Below are 17,904 nucleotides of genomic sequence, written 5' to 3'. Positions count from 1 at the left end.
CCACCGGCCCCCCGGCGACGCCCCCTTGGTGGCGAACGGGTCCGTCGGCGGACGTGGAGGCTGCGACGGAGCCTGAGTGATCAGGTACGGAGCCTGAGCGATCAGGTGTCGCGCGTCGGATCCACGGACTGCCGGCCCGTTCCGTGCCTGCCGTTGAACTGCCGCCTGCCCGCCCTTTCGAGCCGCCCTGCCAGCGGAGGCCTTCCGGCTCCTAACGGGTCCGTCCTGACAGACCCACACCGGGACGCCTGCCAGGCCCTCGACCACGAACTGCTACCGAAGAACGTCGAAGGCACCCGTGCCAAGGTGAAACGCCTGGTCAAGCTCAACATCCTCACCGAGGACGACGTCGGCAGCCTCGCCAGGAAGCGGTAACCGGCCGAGCCGCGCGATCAGCAGCCCCGCTTCGGTCTCACCCGGGAAAAGACATCAACCCGCGAGCCGCCCGCTGGAACAAACGCTCGGGGTCTCTGCGAGCCATCAGGTGTTGTCCGGCCATGTCGGACGGCGGGCGAAGTGCGCCCATACGGCCACGACCATGAGCATGGCGACAAGGCTGCCGAGCGTCATGACCGTGGACGGGGAGGTCCGGTCCACGATGACGCCACCGGCCACCGCGCCGAGTGAGATCGTCATCTGGAAGGAAGCGGTGAACAGCACCGACGCCGCCTCGGGCGCGTCGGGGGTTGCTTTGGCGAACCACGTCTGGGAGGAGATGGGAACGGCGCCATAGGCAACGCCCCAGACGATCAACAGGGCGACGGCGCCGATCTGCCAGCGCCCCAGGATCGGCAGCAGCAAGGTGACGGTTGCGATCATGCCGGCGGCGAGACCGAAGGTGGCTCGGGGGTAGCGGGTGACCACCGCTCCGCCCAGGAAGTTGCCGACGATTCCTGCGGCACCGTAGACCAACAGGAAGACAGTGATCAGTTGCGGGCCGGCATCGGTGACTTGCTCCAGGAACGGAGTGACATAGGTGTAGGTCCCGAAGTGCGCCAGCACGGCCAGAAAGGTCAACAGCAGCGCGAAACGCGTGTGAACACTCTTGAGCATGCCGCGCAGCACACTCGGACGGGTCGTCCGGTCGGGCGGCAGCGACGGCATGACCAGGAGCAGCATGGCCAGTACACCGACTGTGAGGGCACCCATGACGACGAAAGCCGTGCGCCAGCCGGCCAAGTCCCCGATGAACGTGCCGGCCGGTACACCGAGCACGGAGCCCAGCGGTACTGCGGAGAAGATCACCGACGTGGCACGGCCGACCGACGCCGCAGGCACCAGACGCTCGGCCAGTCCGGCGCCGATCGACCAGAAGCCCCCGATGACGATGCCGACGATGACACGGGAGACCAGGACCAGCCAGTAGTCGGGTGCCGCAGCGGCCAGGAAGTTCGCCATGGCCAGCAGGAGCATGAACACGCACAGCATCAGACGGCGGTCGATGTGTGCGGTCACCACGGTGACCACGGGTGCGGAGATGGCCGCAAGAAGTCCGGGCATGGTGATCATCAGCCCGGCCATCCCGTCGGAGATGGCGAAGCTGGAGCCGATCGTGGTGAGCAGACCGATCGGCAGGATCTCGGTCGTGACGATCGAGAAGATTCCCAGCGTGACCGAACTCACGGCCAGCCACCCGATCAGGGGAGAGCGAGTCGGTAAGCCGACTTCGCCGGAGTGACACGCGGTGGTGTTTGTCGAGGCCATGAATTCCGTCCCATGAAGGGCCTGTGGTTGCGTGATCAGTTCAACAGGCCCCGCGCAGTGAGCGCTGGCAGGTCTGCGACATCACCCTTGTGACGCGAGGGTGATGTCGCAGATCTGCTGAATCGCTCTGCAACATGGCTCCCGGTCAGGGGCTTTGGTGCCGAGAACGCGGTTCGTGAACGATCCGTCAACTGAACGATCCCTTCGGCGACGGGGCGGGCTCGGCGCCGGGGGTGATCCGTCAGGGGCGCCTGCGGGAGTTGAGCCGGGCCGCCTGGCGGGTCAGGTGGTCGCGCTCGGCGAGGTCGGGCGCCTTCAGGGCCGCCTCGGCGTACAGCCGGGCCGCCGTCGCCGGGTCGCCGTCGCGCTCGTGGAGGTAGGCCGCCACCGCGCTGTGGCGGGGCAGGGTGTCGTCAAGTGCCGCGAGCGCCGCCAGGCCGGCGCGCGGTCCGTCGGCCTCACCCAGGGCCACCGCGCGGTTGAGCCGGACGACCGGGTTGTCGGTCAGGCGCACGAGTTCGTCGTACCACTCGACGATCTGCACCCAGTCGGTCTCCTCGGCGGTGGGAGCGTCGGCGTGGAGTGCCGCGATGGCGGCCTGGGCCTGGAACTCGCCCAGCCGGTCGCGGGCGAGGGCCGCCTGAAGGATCCCGACACCCTCGGCGATCGCCCCGGTGTCCCACAGGCTGCGGTCCTGCTCGGCGAGCGGCACCAGGCCGCCGTCCGGCGTGGTCCGGGCCGCGCGCCGGGCATGGTGGAGCAGCATGAGGGCCAGCAGCCCCGCCACCTCGGGGTGGTCGATCGCGGCCGCGAGCTGCCGGGTGAGCCGGATGGCCTCGGCGGCGAGGTCGACATCGCCGGAGTACCCCTCGTTGAAGACCAGATAGAGGACGCGCAGCACGGTGGCGACATCGCCGGGACGGTCTAACCGTACGCCGGAGACGGTGCGCTTCGCCCGGCTGATGCGCTGCGCCATGGTCGCCTCGGGCACCAGGTAGGCGCGGGCGATCTGGCGCGTGGTCAGCCCGCCGACCGCCCGCAGTGTGAGCGCGACCGCGGACGACGGCGTGAGCGACGGGTGGGCGCACAGGAAATAGAGCCGGAGCGTGTCGTCCGTCGCGGACGTGGGGCCGGGCGCCGGCTCCTCGTCGACGAGGTCCTCGCGCCGTCGCCGGGCGGTGTCCGCCCGGGTCGCGTCGAGGAACCGGCGCCAGGCCACGGTGATCAGCCAGCCCTTCGGGTCCTGCGGCGGATCGGCCGGCCAGACACGGACGGCCTCGACCAGCGCGTCCTGCACGGCGTCCTCGGCCGCCGCGAAATCGGCTCCGCGGCGGACGAGGACACCGAGCACGCTCGGCGTGAGGCTCCGGAGCAGGACCTCGTTCACGCGGGTCAGTCCGTGACGGTGGGGTGCGCGCCGAGGAACGGGCGCAGCTCCAGCCACTCGTGGATCGGCTTCCCACCGGCCCCGGGGGCGGCCGACAGTTCCCCGGCCAGCTCGACGGCGCGCTCGTAGCTGTCGACGTCGATCACCATCCACCCGGCGATCAGGTCCTTGGTCTCGGCGAACGGGCCGTCGGTGACCGGCGGGCGCCCCTCGCCGTCGTACCGGACAAACGTTCCGCTGGGGGCGAGTGCCTGGCCGTCGACGTACTCGCCGGTTTCCTCCAGCCGGGCCGCGAAGTCGTTCATGTACCGCACGTGCGCCGTGACCTCCTCCGGCGACCACTGGTCCATGGGCACGTCGTTGACGGCGGCCGGGGCACCTCGGTAGTGCTTGAGCAGCAGGTACTTGGCCATGATGTCTCTCCTCGCTGTGGTGCGGCCCATTCTGGCCGCGTTCACTACGGGGACGGAGCCGGACACGGGTTCTCGACATCGGCTCACGGATTTCTTGGCCCTCGTGGACGAGGCGCGGTGAGCGCGCCCGCAGGGGGCGGCCCTCTCACCCGGTCTCTGATACTTCCAGGCTGCCACCTGTCATGTCCCTGCGTGACGACGTGGGGCCATGAAGGCGTGGGGCACAGCTTGCTGTGCCCCACGCAGAGCCGGGCGAGGGGGTGCTGCTTCAGGCTTCTGCCGGGCGGGCCCGCCACCATCCCCAGACGGTGATGCGGTTCAGCCCTTTGCGGCGGCGCGTGCAGGCACCGCATTCAGGGATGCGGGCTCTCCGGGTAATCGATGAGATGAGGTCGCCCAGGCCGATTACCCCGTCCCGGAGGTGATGTTGACCGCTCTGGCCAGGGATTTGCGCTTCCAGGCTCTCCCATGTCAGCGGAAGGCCCGGCAGAGGATCGATTCGCCGCAGGTCGTCCGCATTCAGCGGGCGCACGTCGGGATATCGGAGCAGTTCGGCGACAATGGTTTCGTCGGCGCATCCCACATACGCCGAATCGATTCCGTACACGACCACCGAATTGCCGATCCCGTATTTCACGGTGGGCGATTCGTTCCGACCGGAGGCCGGTTGGACGGGAACTTCCATCCAGCGTACTGCGTTCACCTGCTCGCCCTTTCGATCAGTTGTCACAGCACCCGGCCGCCCACTTGCACCACCACGTACAGTCGCACGTGGCGCAGGCGGCGCACTTCACCACGCACACCCCGCACCGGCCGGCGAGACAGATGAGGAATGCAGCCCAGTTCACCTTCGGACAGGTGAGCGCGGCGCTCAGGCAGACGCCGCCGCAGTCACGGCCGAGGCATCCGGTCAGTGCGTCCCACCAGCCGTCTCGCTCCTCGAGGACGTTGTCCGAAGTGGCCACCAGCTCCGTCGCGTTGAGGAGGTCGCCGTCCTGGGCTTCGAGAGCGAACACGTCTACCTTGCGGAGGCTCGTTCCCGGGACCTCAAGGACAGCCGCGCAGGCCGCCAGGTCCTGTCCGTTCTCACCCTTGAAGGTTCTGGCGTAGAGGCTGTGGGTCACCTTGGTCACCTCCTCCCGCACGGAGGCGTCGGCCGGGACGGGGAGGGGGCACTCAGGGTGGTCGTGGAGGAGAAGCCGACGGCCTCTCCTTCAGGTAGCGGCGCGTCCTTGGACAGGCGCATCCGGCTCGGCAGAGCGCTCATGACCGCGTTGAGGCCGGAGTCTATTCCGGCGGGGCGCAGCCATTGTGCTGAGGCCGCCTCAGAATTGTGCAGCTCGAACGAGGACTGAACTACTTTCGGTTCGGTGGTCATTTCTTCTCGTCCTTTCGTGTTCCGCATCAGGAGCACCGGGTCGCATCTCCCGACTGAACACCAGTCTGTGTAGCCCCAGTTATGCCCGCAACTCGAGAGTTCATCGATTAATAGGCTTGTTTGACGCCCAGAAACTTGCAAGCTAAGTAGTGCATGATGAGCGCCATGAAAGATGTCGGGACCGTTCCCGTCACTGCTCGAGTGGCTTATGGAACACGGTGCGAGCTGCGTGAATTGTTGAAGCGGGAACGGATGCGGCGGGCGGCTCTTATGGCTGATCCCCAATGGGGCACCCAGCGGCTCAGCCGGGGCTTCGCCGCAGAGGTGCGCGCTGCCTGGCGTCAAAAACTGGCCGTCATGCGGAACGACGGCGAACTGCTGGACACGCTGGATGCTGTGGTCACCTTCGGCGTACGGCAGGAACTGACGGAGCGGGGCTGGGACCACCCCTGGCCGCCCTATCCGCCCAAGGCCCGCAATACAGGGCGCTGGCCGGGCGCGAAGCAAGGCGGATACCCGGAGAAACTGGCCTTCCGCCTGCTGGCCTCCCTGGAGAACCAGGTACGCGCAGCGTGCTGGCACACGTCGGCGTCGGCGATCCGCGAACTGCACGACTGGCACGAGCGACATCGCCTGATGCTGTCCAAGCGACGCTGTTCCCCCACGGGCTTGGACGATGCCCTTGAGATGTATGGCCGCCTGGCCGCCAAGGTCACCACCACGGGCACTATCTGGCGGGCAGGAGTCCGCACAGGTTTACTGCTCCAGCCGAACTTCTAGATTTGTGCTGGTCAACGGTCTGGCGGCGAGCAGTGTCGTGGGTGTGCGGCGGTCTTGAGGCGCCCCGCCCGGGTCGTCCCGCGAACGTGCGGCCGCGCCGCGTGTGATGGCAGCGTCGTGAGCATTCCTTTGTCGCGTTCCCGTGCGTTCCCGCGCGTTCCCGCGCGTTTCTAGGTCGTCGCGGGCGGAGAAGCCGCCGCACTCCTCTCCGCCCGGCACCTCGCGCCCATCACCGGCGAAGGAGACGATCACGGCGTCGGGGTGGCGGCCTCGACCGTGCCTGCGGTCTCTGCCTCAGCGACCCCACCGCCCGGCCCGCGCCACCTCGGGCGAACCGACGCGGTGCGGCACCCATGACGGCGAACTGCCCGGCCGGCAGTCCGGACAAGGCGACGCCCGGCTGTTCTCGGTTCACGCCGGCCGGTTGCCTGCCGGGGGAATCGCGCGGTGCTGACCCGCCAATTCGAGCGAGCGATACGAAACGTCTCCCCGGGATGACTTCGACCTGGGTGAGCTCGTGTCCGTCACTTCGCCGGACGTCTCAGGAGCGGGCCGACCGGGCGGACCGGGCCGATCGGGGTGGGATGCCGGGGCCTCGTGCGATGGCGGCGGCCGAGCGGTCCCGGCGGGGTTCGCCCCAGGCGTCGAACTGTGTGGTGAGCCACCGGGGATCCACCTGCCAGGTGCGGCAGAGGTTCAGCAGGGAGGCGCCATCCCGGTATGCGCGTAGTACGTCGTCCCGGTGGATGAGCAGTTCGACGCGTGCGGCTTTCACTTGGGCTCTTGTGCGGCGGAGCATCGGGGTCCGTCTCCTCGGTGGTCGTGGGGGCGTGTCGTGGGGGTGAGGGGTGGGTGCTGCCGGGGTGGTTACGGGTAGTTGACGACGGTGGTGCCGCGTAGTTGGCGGACGAGGAGGAAGGCGAGCATGCCGGGGTAGCGGGGTTTGCTGTAGGGGGAGAGCTGGCCGTTGTCGGTGGTGGTCCAGCCGGTGGCGGTGCGTTGGTAGAGGGTTCCGGAGACTCCGTGGAGGTGGGGTTTGCGTACGCGGAGGAGGTGGTGTTCTCCGTGGCGGAGGAAGGGGCATTGGCGGGCGGAGACGCGGGCGTGTTCGGTGCAGAGCGGGGGCATGGTGGTGAGGGATTTCTCGGGCCAGGTGGGGGGTGAGTCCTCGTGTCGCCAGTCGATGAAGAGCCAGCCTTCTTTGTTGCGGTCGGCGGGGCGGGCGCAGATCTGGCAGAGGAGCTGTTGCATGCAGGTGCGTTGGCGGGTGGGGTGGAGGGAGTCGTACTGGACGTGTCCGGGGTCGGGGGATTCTTCGACGCGGACCCAGAGGTTGCCGTGGTTGTCGCGGTCGTCGGGGCGTGGGTCGCGGTAGGCGAGCCGGGGTCCGTTCGGGGCGAACTCGATGGTCAGGGCGGATTGCGGGGTGCCTCTGTCGGTGCTCCGTGAGGCGACGTACGGGGTGAGGAGAGGCATGGTTCCTCCTGGTGGGTGGTGGCCCGGTTCGGCTGGGCGGGGTGGGTGGTGAGGTGGATGTGGAGGCGGGTGGCGGGGTCGGTGGCGGTGAGCAGGGGGGTGTGGGGGCTGGTTTCGAGGTGGTGGAGGGCGTGGGCCTGATGGTGGTCGTGGGTGGCCCAGGTGCGGAGTGCTTCGGGGGCGTCGGTTCCGTGGAAGGTGACCGGCCGGGCGTCGTGGCTCGCGTGTGTCCAGGGGGCGGTGCCGGGCGGTATGGGGTGTCCGTGTGCGTCGGCGAGGCGGAGTGCTTGGCTGCGTAGCCAGCGCAGGGCGAGGCGGCGGTTGGGTGCGGTGATCCGGCCGAGGGGGACGGGGTGTGGTGTGGTCCCGGTGGTCATGGTGATCTCGGCGACGTAGGTGGTGTCCGGGGTGGCGGCGGCGCGTGGGCCGGGGCTGGGGGGGTGTGCGGGGCCGGGGTGGATGTGTCGGTGGAGCAGGTGGGCCGCTGCTTCGACGGCGTGTACCTCGGCGGTGTGTTCCGCGTCGCGTCGGAGGATCGCGGTGTCCAGTGCGGTGAGGAACTGGGCACGGTGGGCGGGGTCGGTCTCGATGCGTTGCAGCTCGGTGAACAGCGGCTGGGATCCGGCTGGTTGAGGGGCGAGTGCTCGCTTGATCCGGCGGGCGTACTGCCGCAGGAGGCGTGCGGCGGCCCCGATGGTGAGGGCGAGCCGGACGGGTAAGCGTGCGAAGGGCCTGGTCACAGCAGCCGGCCCTCGCTGCGGGCGTTGCGTCGCGCGTTCTCGGCCCGAAGACGCTCTATGCGGTCCACGGGACGGACGTCCTCGGGGCTCACGGTCCACTCGATGCCACCACCGACCGGCCGCAAGCTCCAACAGGGGCCCGCGATCCCACGGAACTCCCCGACGCGGTCCGCGCGGCTGGTGTCCACCACGAGAGTGCCGGGAGCGGGAACGAGGCGGGCATGTCCGCTCGGGGAACCGTCTTCTGCACACACGATCGTGCCTCTCCGTAGCTGTTCCACTACCAAGGCGACCCAGCGTGACTTAGTGTCTGACTTCCTTCAACTTGCCGTCAGTGAAGGAAGGGAAGGGCGACAGCATGGTCAACCGCAAGGACTTAAACCCGGAGTCGAGCCCGGTTGCGGCCTACGGTGCACGTGTCCGGCGGTTCCGGGAGGAGCGTGGATGGAGTCAAGAGGACCTGGCCGAACGGGCGGGCTATTCGAGCCAGCACATTTCAGCTGTGGAAACTGGCCGCAAACCGCCAACCCTCCCCTTCTCCCGCCGGGCCGATTACGCCTTCGGTACCGGAGGTTCTGCTGATTCTTTCGAGCGTGAGTGGCGCGACATCCGGCATGGTTCGCTGTTGGAGGGCTTCCAGGAGTACGTCGGATACGAGGGTCGCGCAGTAGAGATCCGGCTGTTTGAGATCGGGATCATCCCCGGACTTCTCCAGACATCGGAGTATGCGCGAACCTTGGCCGAAGGCGACGTGCAGCGTGGCTCCATCACGTCCGATCAAGCGGCAGAGCGGGTTTCGTTTCTGTTTGAGAGGCAAGCAGCACTCGTGAGGCCCCGGCCTCCCATGGTGCTTGTCGTGATGGACGAGAGCTGTCTCCATCATGCAGTTGGTGGTACGGATGTCATGGCGGCGCAGCTTCAGAGACTGGTTGAGGTCGCTTCCCTCCCGCACTGGGTGATTCAGGTGGCACCCTTTGGCATTGGTGCGCGGCGCGCGTTCAACCTCCCGGTCAACCTGCTTACTCTTGCCGACCGATCCGTTGTTGCATACGCCGAGTCACAGGCGCAGGGGCATGTGGAGCGCGAAACTGCCTCTGTAGTCCCCCTGCTGACCGCCTACCATCAACTGCAGGCCGAAGCGCAGTCGCAGGCGGCATCCGTGGTCATGATCGAACAGTTACGAAGGGGATCCCCGTGACCGAACCGCAGTTCTTCAAGTCCTCCTACAGCAGCAACGGTGGCAACTGCATTGAGGTCGCTGCCAACCTCGCCGCGTCGTGCGGTGTGGTTCCCGTGCGTGACTCCAAGGATCTGTGCGGCCCCGTCCTGGACTTTCCCGCTGGTGCGTTCGCGTCGTTCGTGGCGGGTGTGAAGGCCGGAGAGTTCGGCGCTGTCTGAGCGCTCGGTTCTTCGTTGAGCCGGTCTGCCCCGCCGTGTTCGGCATGACGGGGCTTCGCGCTGTTCCGGTGGCTGGCTCATGTCGTGCGCCGAGTTGAGGGCCGTGGCTGTCTGGGCCGGGAAGGTACTTCACTTCTGCCGGTGTTGGTTGCCTACTGGTCGTGGAGGTCGGAGGCGTTGGCCTGACCGGCATCCGTGGCCATGATCAGCCGGATACGAAAGGTTCCCCGTGACGACCGAATCCCCTCGCTGGTTCAAGTCCTCGTACAGTGACAACGGTGGCCAGTGTATTGAGGTCGCTGCCAACCTCGCCGCTTCGCGCGGTGTGGTTCCCGTGCGTGATTCCAAGGATCTGTGCGGCCCCGTCCTGGACTTTCCCGCTGGTGCGTTCGCGTCGTTCGTGGCGGGTGTGAAGGCCGGAGAGTTCGGCGCTGTCTGAGCGCTCGGTTCTTCGTTGAGCCGGTCTGCCCCGCCGTGTTCGGCATGGCGGGGCTTCGCGCTCTTCCGGTGGCTGGGGCATGGGGGCTGGAGGAGATACGCGCGAACCTGCCACGTAGAGGCCACGCGGATAGGCGCGGTTGGGGGCGTCGGCAGCAGGACAGACACCAACCTCCCAGTGATCAGCGAGTGTTGCGACTTTGGGGCCGCTGGGATGTGCGTTGCGGGTTTCGGGGTCGGGGTGGGTGTCGGCGGGGGCGTCTACGGTGCCGGTTATGAGTGATGGTGTGCGTGTGGGTGGTTCGGATGCGGCTCTGTCCGGGGCGGGTACGTGGTGGTCGGATCCGGGGTTGCTGGTGAACGGTGATCCGGATCTCGTGTGGGGGTTGTTGGATTCGGGGGTGGGTCCGGGGGCGCGGTTGGCCGCGGCGGTGTATCGGGCGTCGGCGCATGTGCATCGGGGAGCGACGCCTGGGGTGCGGCGGCAGTTGCTGGCGTTGGACGCGGCCCGGTACGGGGACCGGGACCTGTCGGCGTGGATCAGTGCCGTGCCGGTGGAGGGTGAACCGGCAGCGCGGTGGGGGGTGGACTGGGCCAGCGGTAGCGATGTCGATGACCGGTTCCGGTGTGCGTTCACCGGCCACACCGGCTGGGTGCCGGCAGTGGCTACGGGTGTGGTGGACGGCCGCACCATCGTCGTCACCGGCAGCCGGGACAAGTCGGTGCGGGTGTGGGACCTCACCTCCGGGAAGCAGATCGGCAAACCCCTCACCGGCCACGATGGCGAAGTGTGGGCGGTGGCGACAGAGGTGGTGGACGGCCGCCCCATCGCCGTCTCCGGCAGTTGGGACGGAACGGTGCGCGTATGGGACCTGATCACCCACCGGCAGAGAGGACCGGCACTGACCTTCCCCGCACCGATCCATGCGGTGGCGGTGACGCCGCACAACACCCACCTGACCGTCACCTTCGGCCACGACGTCGCGACCCTGTCCCCTCGCTGACCAACCAGCCCGACCGGCCCGCCCAGTCCATACAGCTGTGGGGCATGCCCGTTCACCCGCCGGAAGCCATCCGGCGAAACCCAACAACACGGACGGTATCCACGGTTCGCCCGATCCACTGCCCCGCACCGTGCCGACGACCACCCAGGACAGCGGCTGGGGAGCCGGGGCAGCATGCCCTGTCCAACCGGTAATCAATGCGCCGGAAAACGGCCCACAACGCCGAGAACCGCTCCCACAACGGCAGACGAGCAGCCTCTCGAACCTCCGCCAACGGCCCCGGCATTCATGGCGCCGTCAGCCGGTTCATCCACCGCACCGGGGTCAGCCCTCCAGGCCCGACCGCGTTGGTGAACGGGTCGGCGTTCTCGTCCCAGGCCCGCTCCAGCAGCGTCTCCGCGCTGACGACCCCGCCCCGCGCCGTCATGAGGACTTCCAGGACGGCGAACTGTTTCCTGGCGAGCGCGACGTACTTCCCGTCGCGGAAGACTTCGCGCCGGAACGGGTCCAGCCGGATTCCGGCGTATTCGAGGACCGGGGGTGTGCTGTCCTTGGGCCGACGGGCCAGCGAGCGGAGCCGTACGACCAGCTCTTTCAGGTCGAAGGGCTTGGTCAGGTAGTCGTCGGCGCCGATCTCGAACCCGGTGACCTTCTCGTTGAGGAGGCCCGCCGCCGTCAGCATGAGCACGCGGCAGCCGAGGCGCCGCTGCACGATGATCCGGCACACGTCGTCGCCGTGCGTGCCGGGGATGTCGCGGTCGAGGACGATGGCGTCGTACTCGTTCACGTCGAGGCGCTCCAGGGCGGTGCCGCCGTCCCCGGCGATGTCGGAGGCGATGGCTTCGAGCCTCAGACCCGCCTGTACCGCCTCGGCGAGATACAGCTCGTCCTCGACAATCAGCACCCGCATGCGGCCTCTCTCGCTCTGCCTCAAACCGGCAGATATCAGGCTTCCGGTCCAGCCTACGGCCTGAGAAGGGAACGGTGGCGAAGAGTGATTTCCCGCACTGCGGAGCGCTCCTGCGCCGAGATTCCCGCCGCGAGCCGGCCGGCTGCCGGTCCTGTGCCCGGCCGTCCCTATTGGAGCGGTCCGGGCCTATCGAAAACGTATCGGGAATTCGAGACGGCCCGGCAACACGGCCCGCCCTTGACTAAAGGCATCACCGAGCGGCACCCGCCGCTCCGTCCGAGATGCCTGGAGGTCCGCGATGCACGACAACCACGTGGCGAACCGCTCGGCCACGGCGGCGCGCCGATTTCCCGGCTGGATGATGGCAGGAATCGGCTCATTCCTGGTTCTGATGCTGTCGGCGACATGGGTCGTGACGACCCGGAGCGAACCGGCCGCACGGGCTGCCGCACCAGCAGAGTATTGGCCGGACAGCGGCGGAGCGCCCGCGGAGGTCCCAGCTGCGGCTGCCGACGACGGTGCCCTACCGGACGACCGTGAAATCACCCCTTTCGACACCCGGCACACGGCCGTCAACCGTCTGGACAAGCGTCTGCTGAAGGCCGTGCAGGAAGCGGCCCGGGATGCCCGGGACGACGGCATCGAATTCGTGGTCACGTCGGGCTGGCGCAGCAAGAAACACCAGCAGCGCCTGCTGGAGGAGGGAATCGAGAAGTACGGGAGCCTGGAAAAGGCACGGGAGTTCGTGAACACCCCGGAGAAATCGACCCACGTGTCCGGGAAAGCGGTGGACATCGGTCCCACCGAAGCCGACGACTGGCTCATCCGCAACGGCTCCGCCTATGGCCTGTGCCAGGTCTACGCGAACGAGATGTGGCACTTCGAGTTGCTGACCAGCCCCGGCGGCACCTGCCCCGGCCTCCTGATCAATGCCGCCGGCTGACGGGTACCCATCGCCTCGCCCTGAGCCGGCACCGCCGAGCCGGTCCGCGCCGACCCGCCCACCTTTTGAAGGACACGGCATGCCCAACCTGCACGAGGACCCACACCCGGATGTGTACATCGGTGGCGGATTCTTCGACCCCACCCAGATACCACCCATCGACTCCGAGCCCGAACAGCAGGCCGCTTCCGAGGCAGCACCCGTGCCGGACCAACAAGCCCACGACCGACCGGACCGCATGTCCGATCGGCATGGACGTGACTACGGATGGCGCAGGGGCCGCGTTCCGACCGCCCTGGCGGTCATGACAGGGATCGTGCTGGTCGGCCACTCGCTGGTGCCCAACTCGGTGGGCAATCCGGGCAGCCTGCTCGAAACCCTGCTGCCCTGGACAGGTCTGGCCGTGCCCGTGCTGCTGTCGGCCGCCCTGCTCCGCAGGTCGGTGTCGGCCGGCGTCGCCACGCTGCTGGTGGCTGCCGTGTGGGCTGCGATGTTCGGGCAGCTGTTTCTCGGCGGGCGGCCGGACGCCGAGCCGGACCTGACGGTTGTCACCCACAACGTCGGTGCCGCCAACCCGGACCCTGCCGGAACCGCCCGGACGCTGCTTGCAGCAGACCCCGACCTGGTGGCCCTGGAAGAGATCACCGATGACGCGACGCCCGCCTACCAGAAGGTGCTGGGCCGCCGGCTCACGCACTCGGTCCACATCGGCACCGTTGCCCTGTGGAGCCGCTACCCGATCACCGACTCGGAGCGCGTCACCATCGACCCCGGCTGGAGCCGCTCCCTGTCCGCCCGGGTCCAGGCGCCGGGCGGCCCGCTCGCCGTCTACGTGGTGCACCTGCCCTCCGTCCGGGTCGGCGCCTCCGGCTTCACCATCGCGCGGCGCGACCAGGCCCTGACCGCGCTCGATCACGCAGTCGGCCAGGAACGGCAGAAGAAGGTTCTCCTGATGGGCGATCTCAACGGCGCCACCACCGACCGGGGCCTCGCCTCCCTGAACTCCCGGCTGACGTCGGTGCAGGACGAGGCGGGGACCGGCTTCGGCTTCAGCTGGCCCGCAGTGTTCCCGGTCGCCCGTATCGACCACATCCTCACCCGGGGCGTCACCCCCACCGACGCCTGGACCCTCCCCGCGACCGGCAGCGACCACCGGCCCGTCGCCGCCAGGCTGAAGACGTAGCAGGCGCACCGCGGAGCACGGGGGCGGGGTGTCGATTCTGCTTGCGCTGAACGAGCGAACTCACTGGGTATGGCGAAGTCCCGGTACAGCAACGCCACATGAGGTGCAGATGATGAGAAGGCAAGTGCACGCAGTCAGGGGTTCGCCCCGAACGCCAGGAAATGGGATGGACACCGCTCGCTAGCTTCGAGCTGTCACGGAAAAAGGTGGATTGCATGAGCGGAAGCAATGGCGCGGGCAGGGCGCCCAATGAACTCATCAGCCCCGAAACGAGTGGGGCTGCGAACGATGCGCTCCCGAGGATGGGGGCTGCCGCATACTCTCTCCACGGTAGTGGAATCTTCAACGCGGATCTGGGCCAGCCGGGCGTTGACGCCTCCAGCAGAGTATTCGTCTCCGTGTCGGAAGTTAACCCCGCCGACCGCAAGCCATTTCTGGGAGGTGCGGTTATGACGGTTCATAACGTAGTGCCTCATGACGATGGCAGTGTGACAATTCGTGTGGAGGTGAAGGATGCGCCGCAGGACCTTCCTATCAAGGCCTCCCTCTTCTATTTCAACGGGTTCTGACAGCTGCTCACCTTTTCGGTAGAAGCGAAGGGGATCAACTGCAACTACTAGGCCGCTTCCCCCGGATCACCTTGCTGACCACACGAAGATGCCTGCCAGGTGGAGGGCCGCGAGGTAGATGGTGGCGGTCTTGTCATAGCGGGTGGCCAGGCCGCGCCATTGCTTGATCTTGTTGATGCACCGCCCGACCGTGTTCCGCTGTTTGTACGCTTCGCGCGCGAACGCCGGAGGGCGCCCACCGCGGCTGCCGAGCCGCTTGCGATTCGCCGCCTGGTCAGCGGGCTGGGGGATCACCGCCCGGATCCCGCGATGTCGCAGGTAGGTGCGGATCGCGCGAGACGAATACGCTTTGTCCGCGAGGACCGCGGTGGGCGTCGTTCGGGGTCTGCCAACCCGTCGAGGCACCCGGATCCCCGTCATCACGTCCGGGAATGCCGGGGCGTCACCAGCCTGGCCGGGGGTAATTACGAAGGCCAGCGGGCGGCAGCGGCTGTCGGCCGCCAGGTGGATCTTCGTTGTCAGCCCACCACGAGACCGCCCCATTGCATGATGGTCCGGCTCCTCGACCAGGGCCCCTTTTTGCGGGCCCCGGCCGCGTGCTGGTGAGCACGAACGACCGTGGAGTCCACCGCGACGACCCAGTCCAGATCGCCCTCGGCATCAGCCTGGACGAGGAGGTTCGTGAAGACCCTTTTCCAGGTGCCGTCAGCTGCCCACTTCCGCAGCCTGTTGTGGACGCCCTTCCACGAACCGAAGCGCTCAGGCAGGTCCACCCACGGAATACCGGTGCGGTACTTGAACGCAATCGCGTCGATCACCTGCCGGTGATCCCGCCACCGCCCGCCCCGCCTCGGCGTCCGATCCGGCAGCAACGGCTCGATCCGCACCCACTGCGCATCACTCAACGACATGCCCCAACGAACGACTCACATCTGCAGAGGCAACGGCCGCCCGCCGTACCGGTCAGACAGGCCGCAGTACCTGATCAGGCTCTGCGGAAGCAGCCCCGGCGTACTCTGCGAAGTCCACGTTGCCGAGCACCAGGTCCATCTGGACGCCGTGCACCGCGGCGGGCAGGGCTCGAAACTCCCTGGGATCCGGCGACTCGATAAGTTCCTGGTAATAGACGGGGTCAAGGCCACTCACATCTTCCCAGACGGCCGACAGAACCAGCAACGCCCGCGCCGGCGACTTCATCGTGCCGCGGTCAGCGAGGAAGACGACAATCAGGTCCTCATCCACCACGGCGGCAAGAACCTCGTCGGCCGTTGCTCCTGACCAAGCAGGCGAATCGATGAGCTGAACTGCTGCGGCGAACTCACCGTCTGGCCCCCACGGCCGGTGCAACTCCCCAACCACCGTGTTCCACGCCTCGTCGTCGCTGAAGTCGGTCCTGATGACGAGAACGTCGAACAAGTCGCGTCCGATCTCAGGCAGCACTCGCTCAAGATTCTCCGGCAACGTCATGTCCAGGACTCTCCCACCCCGCACTGACAACCAGCTCCTGCGGGAGTGATCCAGGAGAAACGTCCTAGGGGCAGCGTGGTCACGCCTCGGCACCAGCGGTGGCCCAGGGGCTGCCGCGATGTCCGGTTGTGGGGGCGTGACCCAGGAGGCACAGCTCCGGCCGAGTACCGTGCGGCCGGAGATCCGCCCCTCCGGCCCGCCCCTCCGGCCCACGCCCCTCGCGCGCCTGCCGATCAAGCGCCTCGCTGTTCACTCATCAGCCCGACGAATCGGCCGAAGGCCTCGTCCCCGGCGCGACTGTCCCCCAGCTCCGCGCACAGCGCGGGGAAATCGATCCACGCCTCGCCCGTGACGAACCACCGCGCCACGCCGCACCGCCCGTCGTGGACGCGTACCTCGTCGGCCCACTGGTCGAGGCCGTCGCCCATCGAGTAGACGAAGAAGTGCGCGTCCTCCAGGGCCGGTGCCAGGAGGTCGATGAGCCGGTGAAGGTTGCGTATGTCGATGTAGCAGATGTCCGACAGCAGCTCCAGGCCGAGGTAGTCGGCCTCCGGTGGGCCCAGGTCGAATTCCCAGCCCCTCCCGTGGACCTTCTGGTTGAGCAGATGGACCGGCCAGTTCTGCTTGGGCATCTCGGCAGTCACCAGTGCCAGCGTTTCCTCGACCAGAGGCCGCCATCCCGGACGTACGCGAATGAACGTCGCGTGGGGGTCGGGCCACGGTGACACCTGGGCGAAGCGCAACCGGAACCGCCCGTACCAGCGCTCGTCGCGCCGGGTGACGAACGTTGCGGGCGGCTCGATCGGATGAGGCTCTCCCATGGGCAGAGCGTAGGGGACACCGTCGGACCCCTGAAGCCCCGCCTCCCGTCGGCGGGCTATTTCGAGCCGAGCCGGAACGCCGGGCACGAGTGCCATGGTCAGTGCGGTCGACGCGGTCCCGCGACAGGGCGCGACCGGTTGGCGTGCGTCGTGGCGGGGGCACCGGCGGCAGACCGCGCCCTCCCGCCGGAGGGCGGCGGCCGCCGGGTCGGAGGAGAGCCCCGACCCGCTGGGAAGGGTGCGGAGCAAGTAGGCGGCACTCAACCGGCCTTGTCGCGCGCGGTCGAACCGTCGCCGTTGTCGGCCGCACGGTACTGCACCATGGCCGGGGTGAAGAACCTGACGGTAGGTGAGTCCCGGCGCCCGGGGTGCCGGCGGACGATACGCGTTCCAGGGGTCAGCCCCGGCCCTGGGGCTGACTCATCGTCGAGGTGACGATCTGGCCCAGGAGCGTGGCGAGTTGCCGGGGCATGGAGAGGAACGGCGAGTGGCCGCTCGGCAGCCGGTGGACGGAACCGGCGCGCGTGGCGAGCTCGCGCTGCCGGGACGGTTCGAGTGCCCGGTCGTGATCGCAGACGACGTAGCTGGAGGGCACGGTGCGCCATCCCGCCGTGGTCACCGGGTCCATGTAGGACCGCACGCTCTGCGGGCGCAGGCGGGCCGCGGCGCGGTCGGCATCGGCCGGGGACGCGTCGCCGAAGAGTATGTGCCGGGAGTCCTCGTACGGCGGGGCCTGGCCCGCCCAGTCGTCCGGCGCGGGCGCTCCGAGGAACGAGAACACGCTCTCGCCCACGTCCAGTTGGAACGCGGCGAGATACACCGCCCCCACCACGTTCGCGCCATCACCGATGGCCTCCGTGGTGGGGACGCCGCCGTAGGAATGGGCGATCACCACCACCGGGCCGTCGATGCGCCGGAGGCTGTCCCGGATGGTGTCCGCGTCGTCCGGAACGCCCGCCGGGCGGGTGCGGTCGTGCCGGCCGTCCGGGGGATGGGAGCTGGGCAGGTCGACGGCGTGGGACCGCCTGCCGTCGGCGTCGAGTTCGGCGCGTACGGAGTCCCAGCACCAGGCTCCGTGCCAGGCGCCGTGGACGAACAGGAAGGACGGCCGGTCGGCGTCGGCGTTCATGTGCGGTACCTCCGTAGTCCGGACTGCGGATCGCGGGTGACTGTGGCGCGAAGCGGGCCGCCCCGCACGGGTCGCGGGCGGAACGGCCGCACTCGGCACTCCCGACGATATTGCGTGGCTCCGGTGCCGGCCCCGGGAACGCGTGCCGTACCGGTCCTTACACG

The 17,904-nt window shown here is 68.2% G+C and carries 22 protein-coding genes; 8 read left to right on the top strand and 14 right to left on the bottom strand.

All coding sequences use genetic code 11. The features are described from left to right. Positions 1 to 480: 480 nt before the first annotated feature. The 5 genes from ACIGJO_RS15355 to ACIGJO_RS15335 form a co-directional block, all read right to left on the bottom strand. The gene (locus ACIGJO_RS15355; protein ID WP_399957712.1) at positions 481 to 1,704 is read right to left on the bottom strand and encodes an MFS transporter; all 1,224 of its coding nucleotides are present in this window, start codon (positions 1,702 to 1,704) and stop codon (positions 481 to 483) included. Positions 1,705 to 1,945: 241 nt separating this feature from the next. After that, positions 1,946 to 3,091, bottom strand: coding sequence for an RNA polymerase sigma factor (locus ACIGJO_RS15350; RefSeq protein WP_399957709.1), 1,146 nt, complete (start codon positions 3,089 to 3,091; stop codon positions 1,946 to 1,948). A 5-nt stretch (positions 3,092 to 3,096) separates the two neighbouring features. After that, the gene (locus ACIGJO_RS15345; protein WP_399957706.1) at positions 3,097 to 3,504 is read right to left on the bottom strand and encodes a YciI family protein; all 408 of its coding nucleotides are present in this window, start codon (positions 3,502 to 3,504) and stop codon (positions 3,097 to 3,099) included. Positions 3,505 to 3,772: 268 nt separating this feature from the next. Further along, positions 3,773 to 4,207, bottom strand: coding sequence for a hypothetical protein (locus ACIGJO_RS15340; RefSeq protein WP_399957703.1), 435 nt, complete (start codon positions 4,205 to 4,207; stop codon positions 3,773 to 3,775). A 16-nt stretch (positions 4,208 to 4,223) separates the two neighbouring features. Beyond that, positions 4,224 to 4,637: a hypothetical protein gene (locus ACIGJO_RS15335; protein WP_399957700.1), complete on the bottom strand. Its 414-nt coding sequence runs from the start codon at positions 4,635 to 4,637 to the stop codon at positions 4,224 to 4,226. Between the two features lie 401 nt (positions 4,638 to 5,038). On the opposite strand from ACIGJO_RS15335, the gene ACIGJO_RS15330 reads away from it, so the two are divergent. Beyond that, the gene (locus ACIGJO_RS15330) at positions 5,039 to 5,662 is read left to right on the top strand and encodes a hypothetical protein (RefSeq protein ID WP_399957697.1); all 624 of its coding nucleotides are present in this window, start codon (positions 5,039 to 5,041) and stop codon (positions 5,660 to 5,662) included. A 541-nt stretch (positions 5,663 to 6,203) separates the two neighbouring features. Here ACIGJO_RS15330 and ACIGJO_RS15325 read toward each other — a convergent pair. The 4 genes from ACIGJO_RS15325 to ACIGJO_RS15310 all read right to left on the bottom strand — a co-directional run bounded on the left by ACIGJO_RS15325 (position 6,204) and on the right by ACIGJO_RS15310 (position 8,132). Continuing rightward, positions 6,204 to 6,437: a hypothetical protein gene (locus ACIGJO_RS15325; RefSeq protein WP_399957695.1), complete on the bottom strand. Its 234-nt coding sequence runs from the start codon at positions 6,435 to 6,437 to the stop codon at positions 6,204 to 6,206. A 92-nt stretch (positions 6,438 to 6,529) separates the two neighbouring features. After that, positions 6,530 to 7,138 (bottom strand): hypothetical protein, encoded by a 609-nt coding sequence (locus ACIGJO_RS15320; RefSeq protein WP_399957692.1) that lies wholly within the window; start codon positions 7,136 to 7,138, stop codon positions 6,530 to 6,532. Next, positions 7,072 to 7,878 carry a hypothetical protein gene (locus ACIGJO_RS15315; protein WP_399957689.1) on the bottom strand — a complete coding sequence of 269 codons (807 nt, stop codon included), beginning with the start codon at positions 7,876 to 7,878 and terminating at the stop codon, positions 7,072 to 7,074. The genes ACIGJO_RS15320 and ACIGJO_RS15315 overlap by 67 nt, the downstream gene beginning before the upstream one ends. Continuing rightward, a complete protein-coding gene (locus ACIGJO_RS15310) occupies positions 7,875 to 8,132 on the bottom strand; it encodes a hypothetical protein (RefSeq protein WP_399957686.1) in 258 nt (85 codons plus the stop codon). The genes ACIGJO_RS15315 and ACIGJO_RS15310 overlap by 4 nt, the downstream gene beginning before the upstream one ends. Positions 8,133 to 8,236: 104 nt before the next feature. On the opposite strand from ACIGJO_RS15310, the gene ACIGJO_RS15305 reads away from it, so the two are divergent. The 4 genes from ACIGJO_RS15305 to ACIGJO_RS15290 all read left to right on the top strand — a co-directional run bounded on the left by ACIGJO_RS15305 (position 8,237) and on the right by ACIGJO_RS15290 (position 10,718). Continuing rightward, positions 8,237 to 9,076 (top strand): Scr1 family TA system antitoxin-like transcriptional regulator, encoded by an 840-nt coding sequence (locus ACIGJO_RS15305; RefSeq protein WP_399957683.1) that lies wholly within the window; start codon positions 8,237 to 8,239, stop codon positions 9,074 to 9,076. Beyond that, positions 9,073 to 9,276, top strand: a complete 204-nt coding sequence (locus tag ACIGJO_RS15300) for a DUF397 domain-containing protein (RefSeq protein ID WP_399957680.1) — start codon at positions 9,073 to 9,075, stop codon at positions 9,274 to 9,276. Before ACIGJO_RS15305 ends, ACIGJO_RS15300 begins: the two co-directional genes overlap by 4 nt. Positions 9,277 to 9,505: 229 nt before the next feature. Beyond that, positions 9,506 to 9,715 carry a DUF397 domain-containing protein gene (locus ACIGJO_RS15295; protein WP_399957677.1) on the top strand — a complete coding sequence of 70 codons (210 nt, stop codon included), beginning with the start codon at positions 9,506 to 9,508 and terminating at the stop codon, positions 9,713 to 9,715. A 355-nt stretch (positions 9,716 to 10,070) separates the two neighbouring features. Then, positions 10,071 to 10,718, top strand: a complete 648-nt coding sequence (locus ACIGJO_RS15290) for a hypothetical protein (protein WP_399958160.1) — start codon at positions 10,071 to 10,073, stop codon at positions 10,716 to 10,718. Between the two features lie 286 nt (positions 10,719 to 11,004). Here ACIGJO_RS15290 and ACIGJO_RS15285 read toward each other — a convergent pair whose 3' ends face one another. Then, the gene (locus ACIGJO_RS15285; RefSeq protein WP_399957674.1) at positions 11,005 to 11,628 is read right to left on the bottom strand and encodes a response regulator transcription factor; all 624 of its coding nucleotides are present in this window, start codon (positions 11,626 to 11,628) and stop codon (positions 11,005 to 11,007) included. Between the two features lie 298 nt (positions 11,629 to 11,926). Here ACIGJO_RS15285 and ACIGJO_RS15280 point away from each other — a divergent pair, with 298 nt between their 5' ends. The 3 genes from ACIGJO_RS15280 to ACIGJO_RS15270 all read left to right on the top strand — a co-directional run bounded on the left by ACIGJO_RS15280 (position 11,927) and on the right by ACIGJO_RS15270 (position 14,323). Further along, the gene (locus tag ACIGJO_RS15280; RefSeq protein ID WP_399957672.1) at positions 11,927 to 12,571 is read left to right on the top strand and encodes a M15 family metallopeptidase; all 645 of its coding nucleotides are present in this window, start codon (positions 11,927 to 11,929) and stop codon (positions 12,569 to 12,571) included. A gap of 238 nt (positions 12,572 to 12,809) precedes the next feature. Then, positions 12,810 to 13,754, top strand: a complete 945-nt coding sequence (locus ACIGJO_RS15275; protein ID WP_399958157.1) for an endonuclease/exonuclease/phosphatase family protein — start codon at positions 12,810 to 12,812, stop codon at positions 13,752 to 13,754. Positions 13,755 to 13,969: 215 nt separating this feature from the next. Then, positions 13,970 to 14,323: a hypothetical protein gene (locus ACIGJO_RS15270; RefSeq protein WP_399957669.1), complete on the top strand. Its 354-nt coding sequence runs from the start codon at positions 13,970 to 13,972 to the stop codon at positions 14,321 to 14,323. Between the two features lie 66 nt (positions 14,324 to 14,389). On the opposite strand, the gene ACIGJO_RS15265 is transcribed toward ACIGJO_RS15270, so the two are convergent. The 4 genes from ACIGJO_RS15265 to ACIGJO_RS15250 form a co-directional block, all read right to left on the bottom strand. After that, positions 14,390 to 15,234 (bottom strand): IS5 family transposase gene (locus ACIGJO_RS15265; RefSeq protein WP_399957666.1). Its coding sequence is split into 2 segments (ribosomal slippage): positions 14,390 to 14,901 and positions 14,901 to 15,234, totalling 846 coding nucleotides; the frame shifts between segments, so codons are not numbered across the junction. A 52-nt stretch (positions 15,235 to 15,286) separates the two neighbouring features. Next, positions 15,287 to 15,790 carry a DUF6924 domain-containing protein gene (locus ACIGJO_RS15260; protein WP_399957663.1) on the bottom strand — a complete coding sequence of 168 codons (504 nt, stop codon included), beginning with the start codon at positions 15,788 to 15,790 and terminating at the stop codon, positions 15,287 to 15,289. A gap of 233 nt (positions 15,791 to 16,023) precedes the next feature. Continuing rightward, positions 16,024 to 16,611: a hypothetical protein gene (locus ACIGJO_RS15255; protein ID WP_399957661.1), complete on the bottom strand. Its 588-nt coding sequence runs from the start codon at positions 16,609 to 16,611 to the stop codon at positions 16,024 to 16,026. 397 nt (positions 16,612 to 17,008) lie between these two features. Beyond that, entirely contained in the window at positions 17,009 to 17,740 is a 732-nt protein-coding gene (locus tag ACIGJO_RS15250; RefSeq protein WP_399957658.1) for an alpha/beta fold hydrolase, read from the bottom strand. Positions 17,741 to 17,904 lie beyond the last annotated feature (164 nt).

The sequence above is a fragment of the Streptomyces sp. NPDC079020 genome (assembly GCF_044542225.1).
Taxonomy (GTDB): Bacteria; Actinomycetota; Actinomycetes; order Streptomycetales; family Streptomycetaceae; genus Streptomyces.
This window is presented reverse-complemented; position numbering and strand designations above follow the sequence as displayed.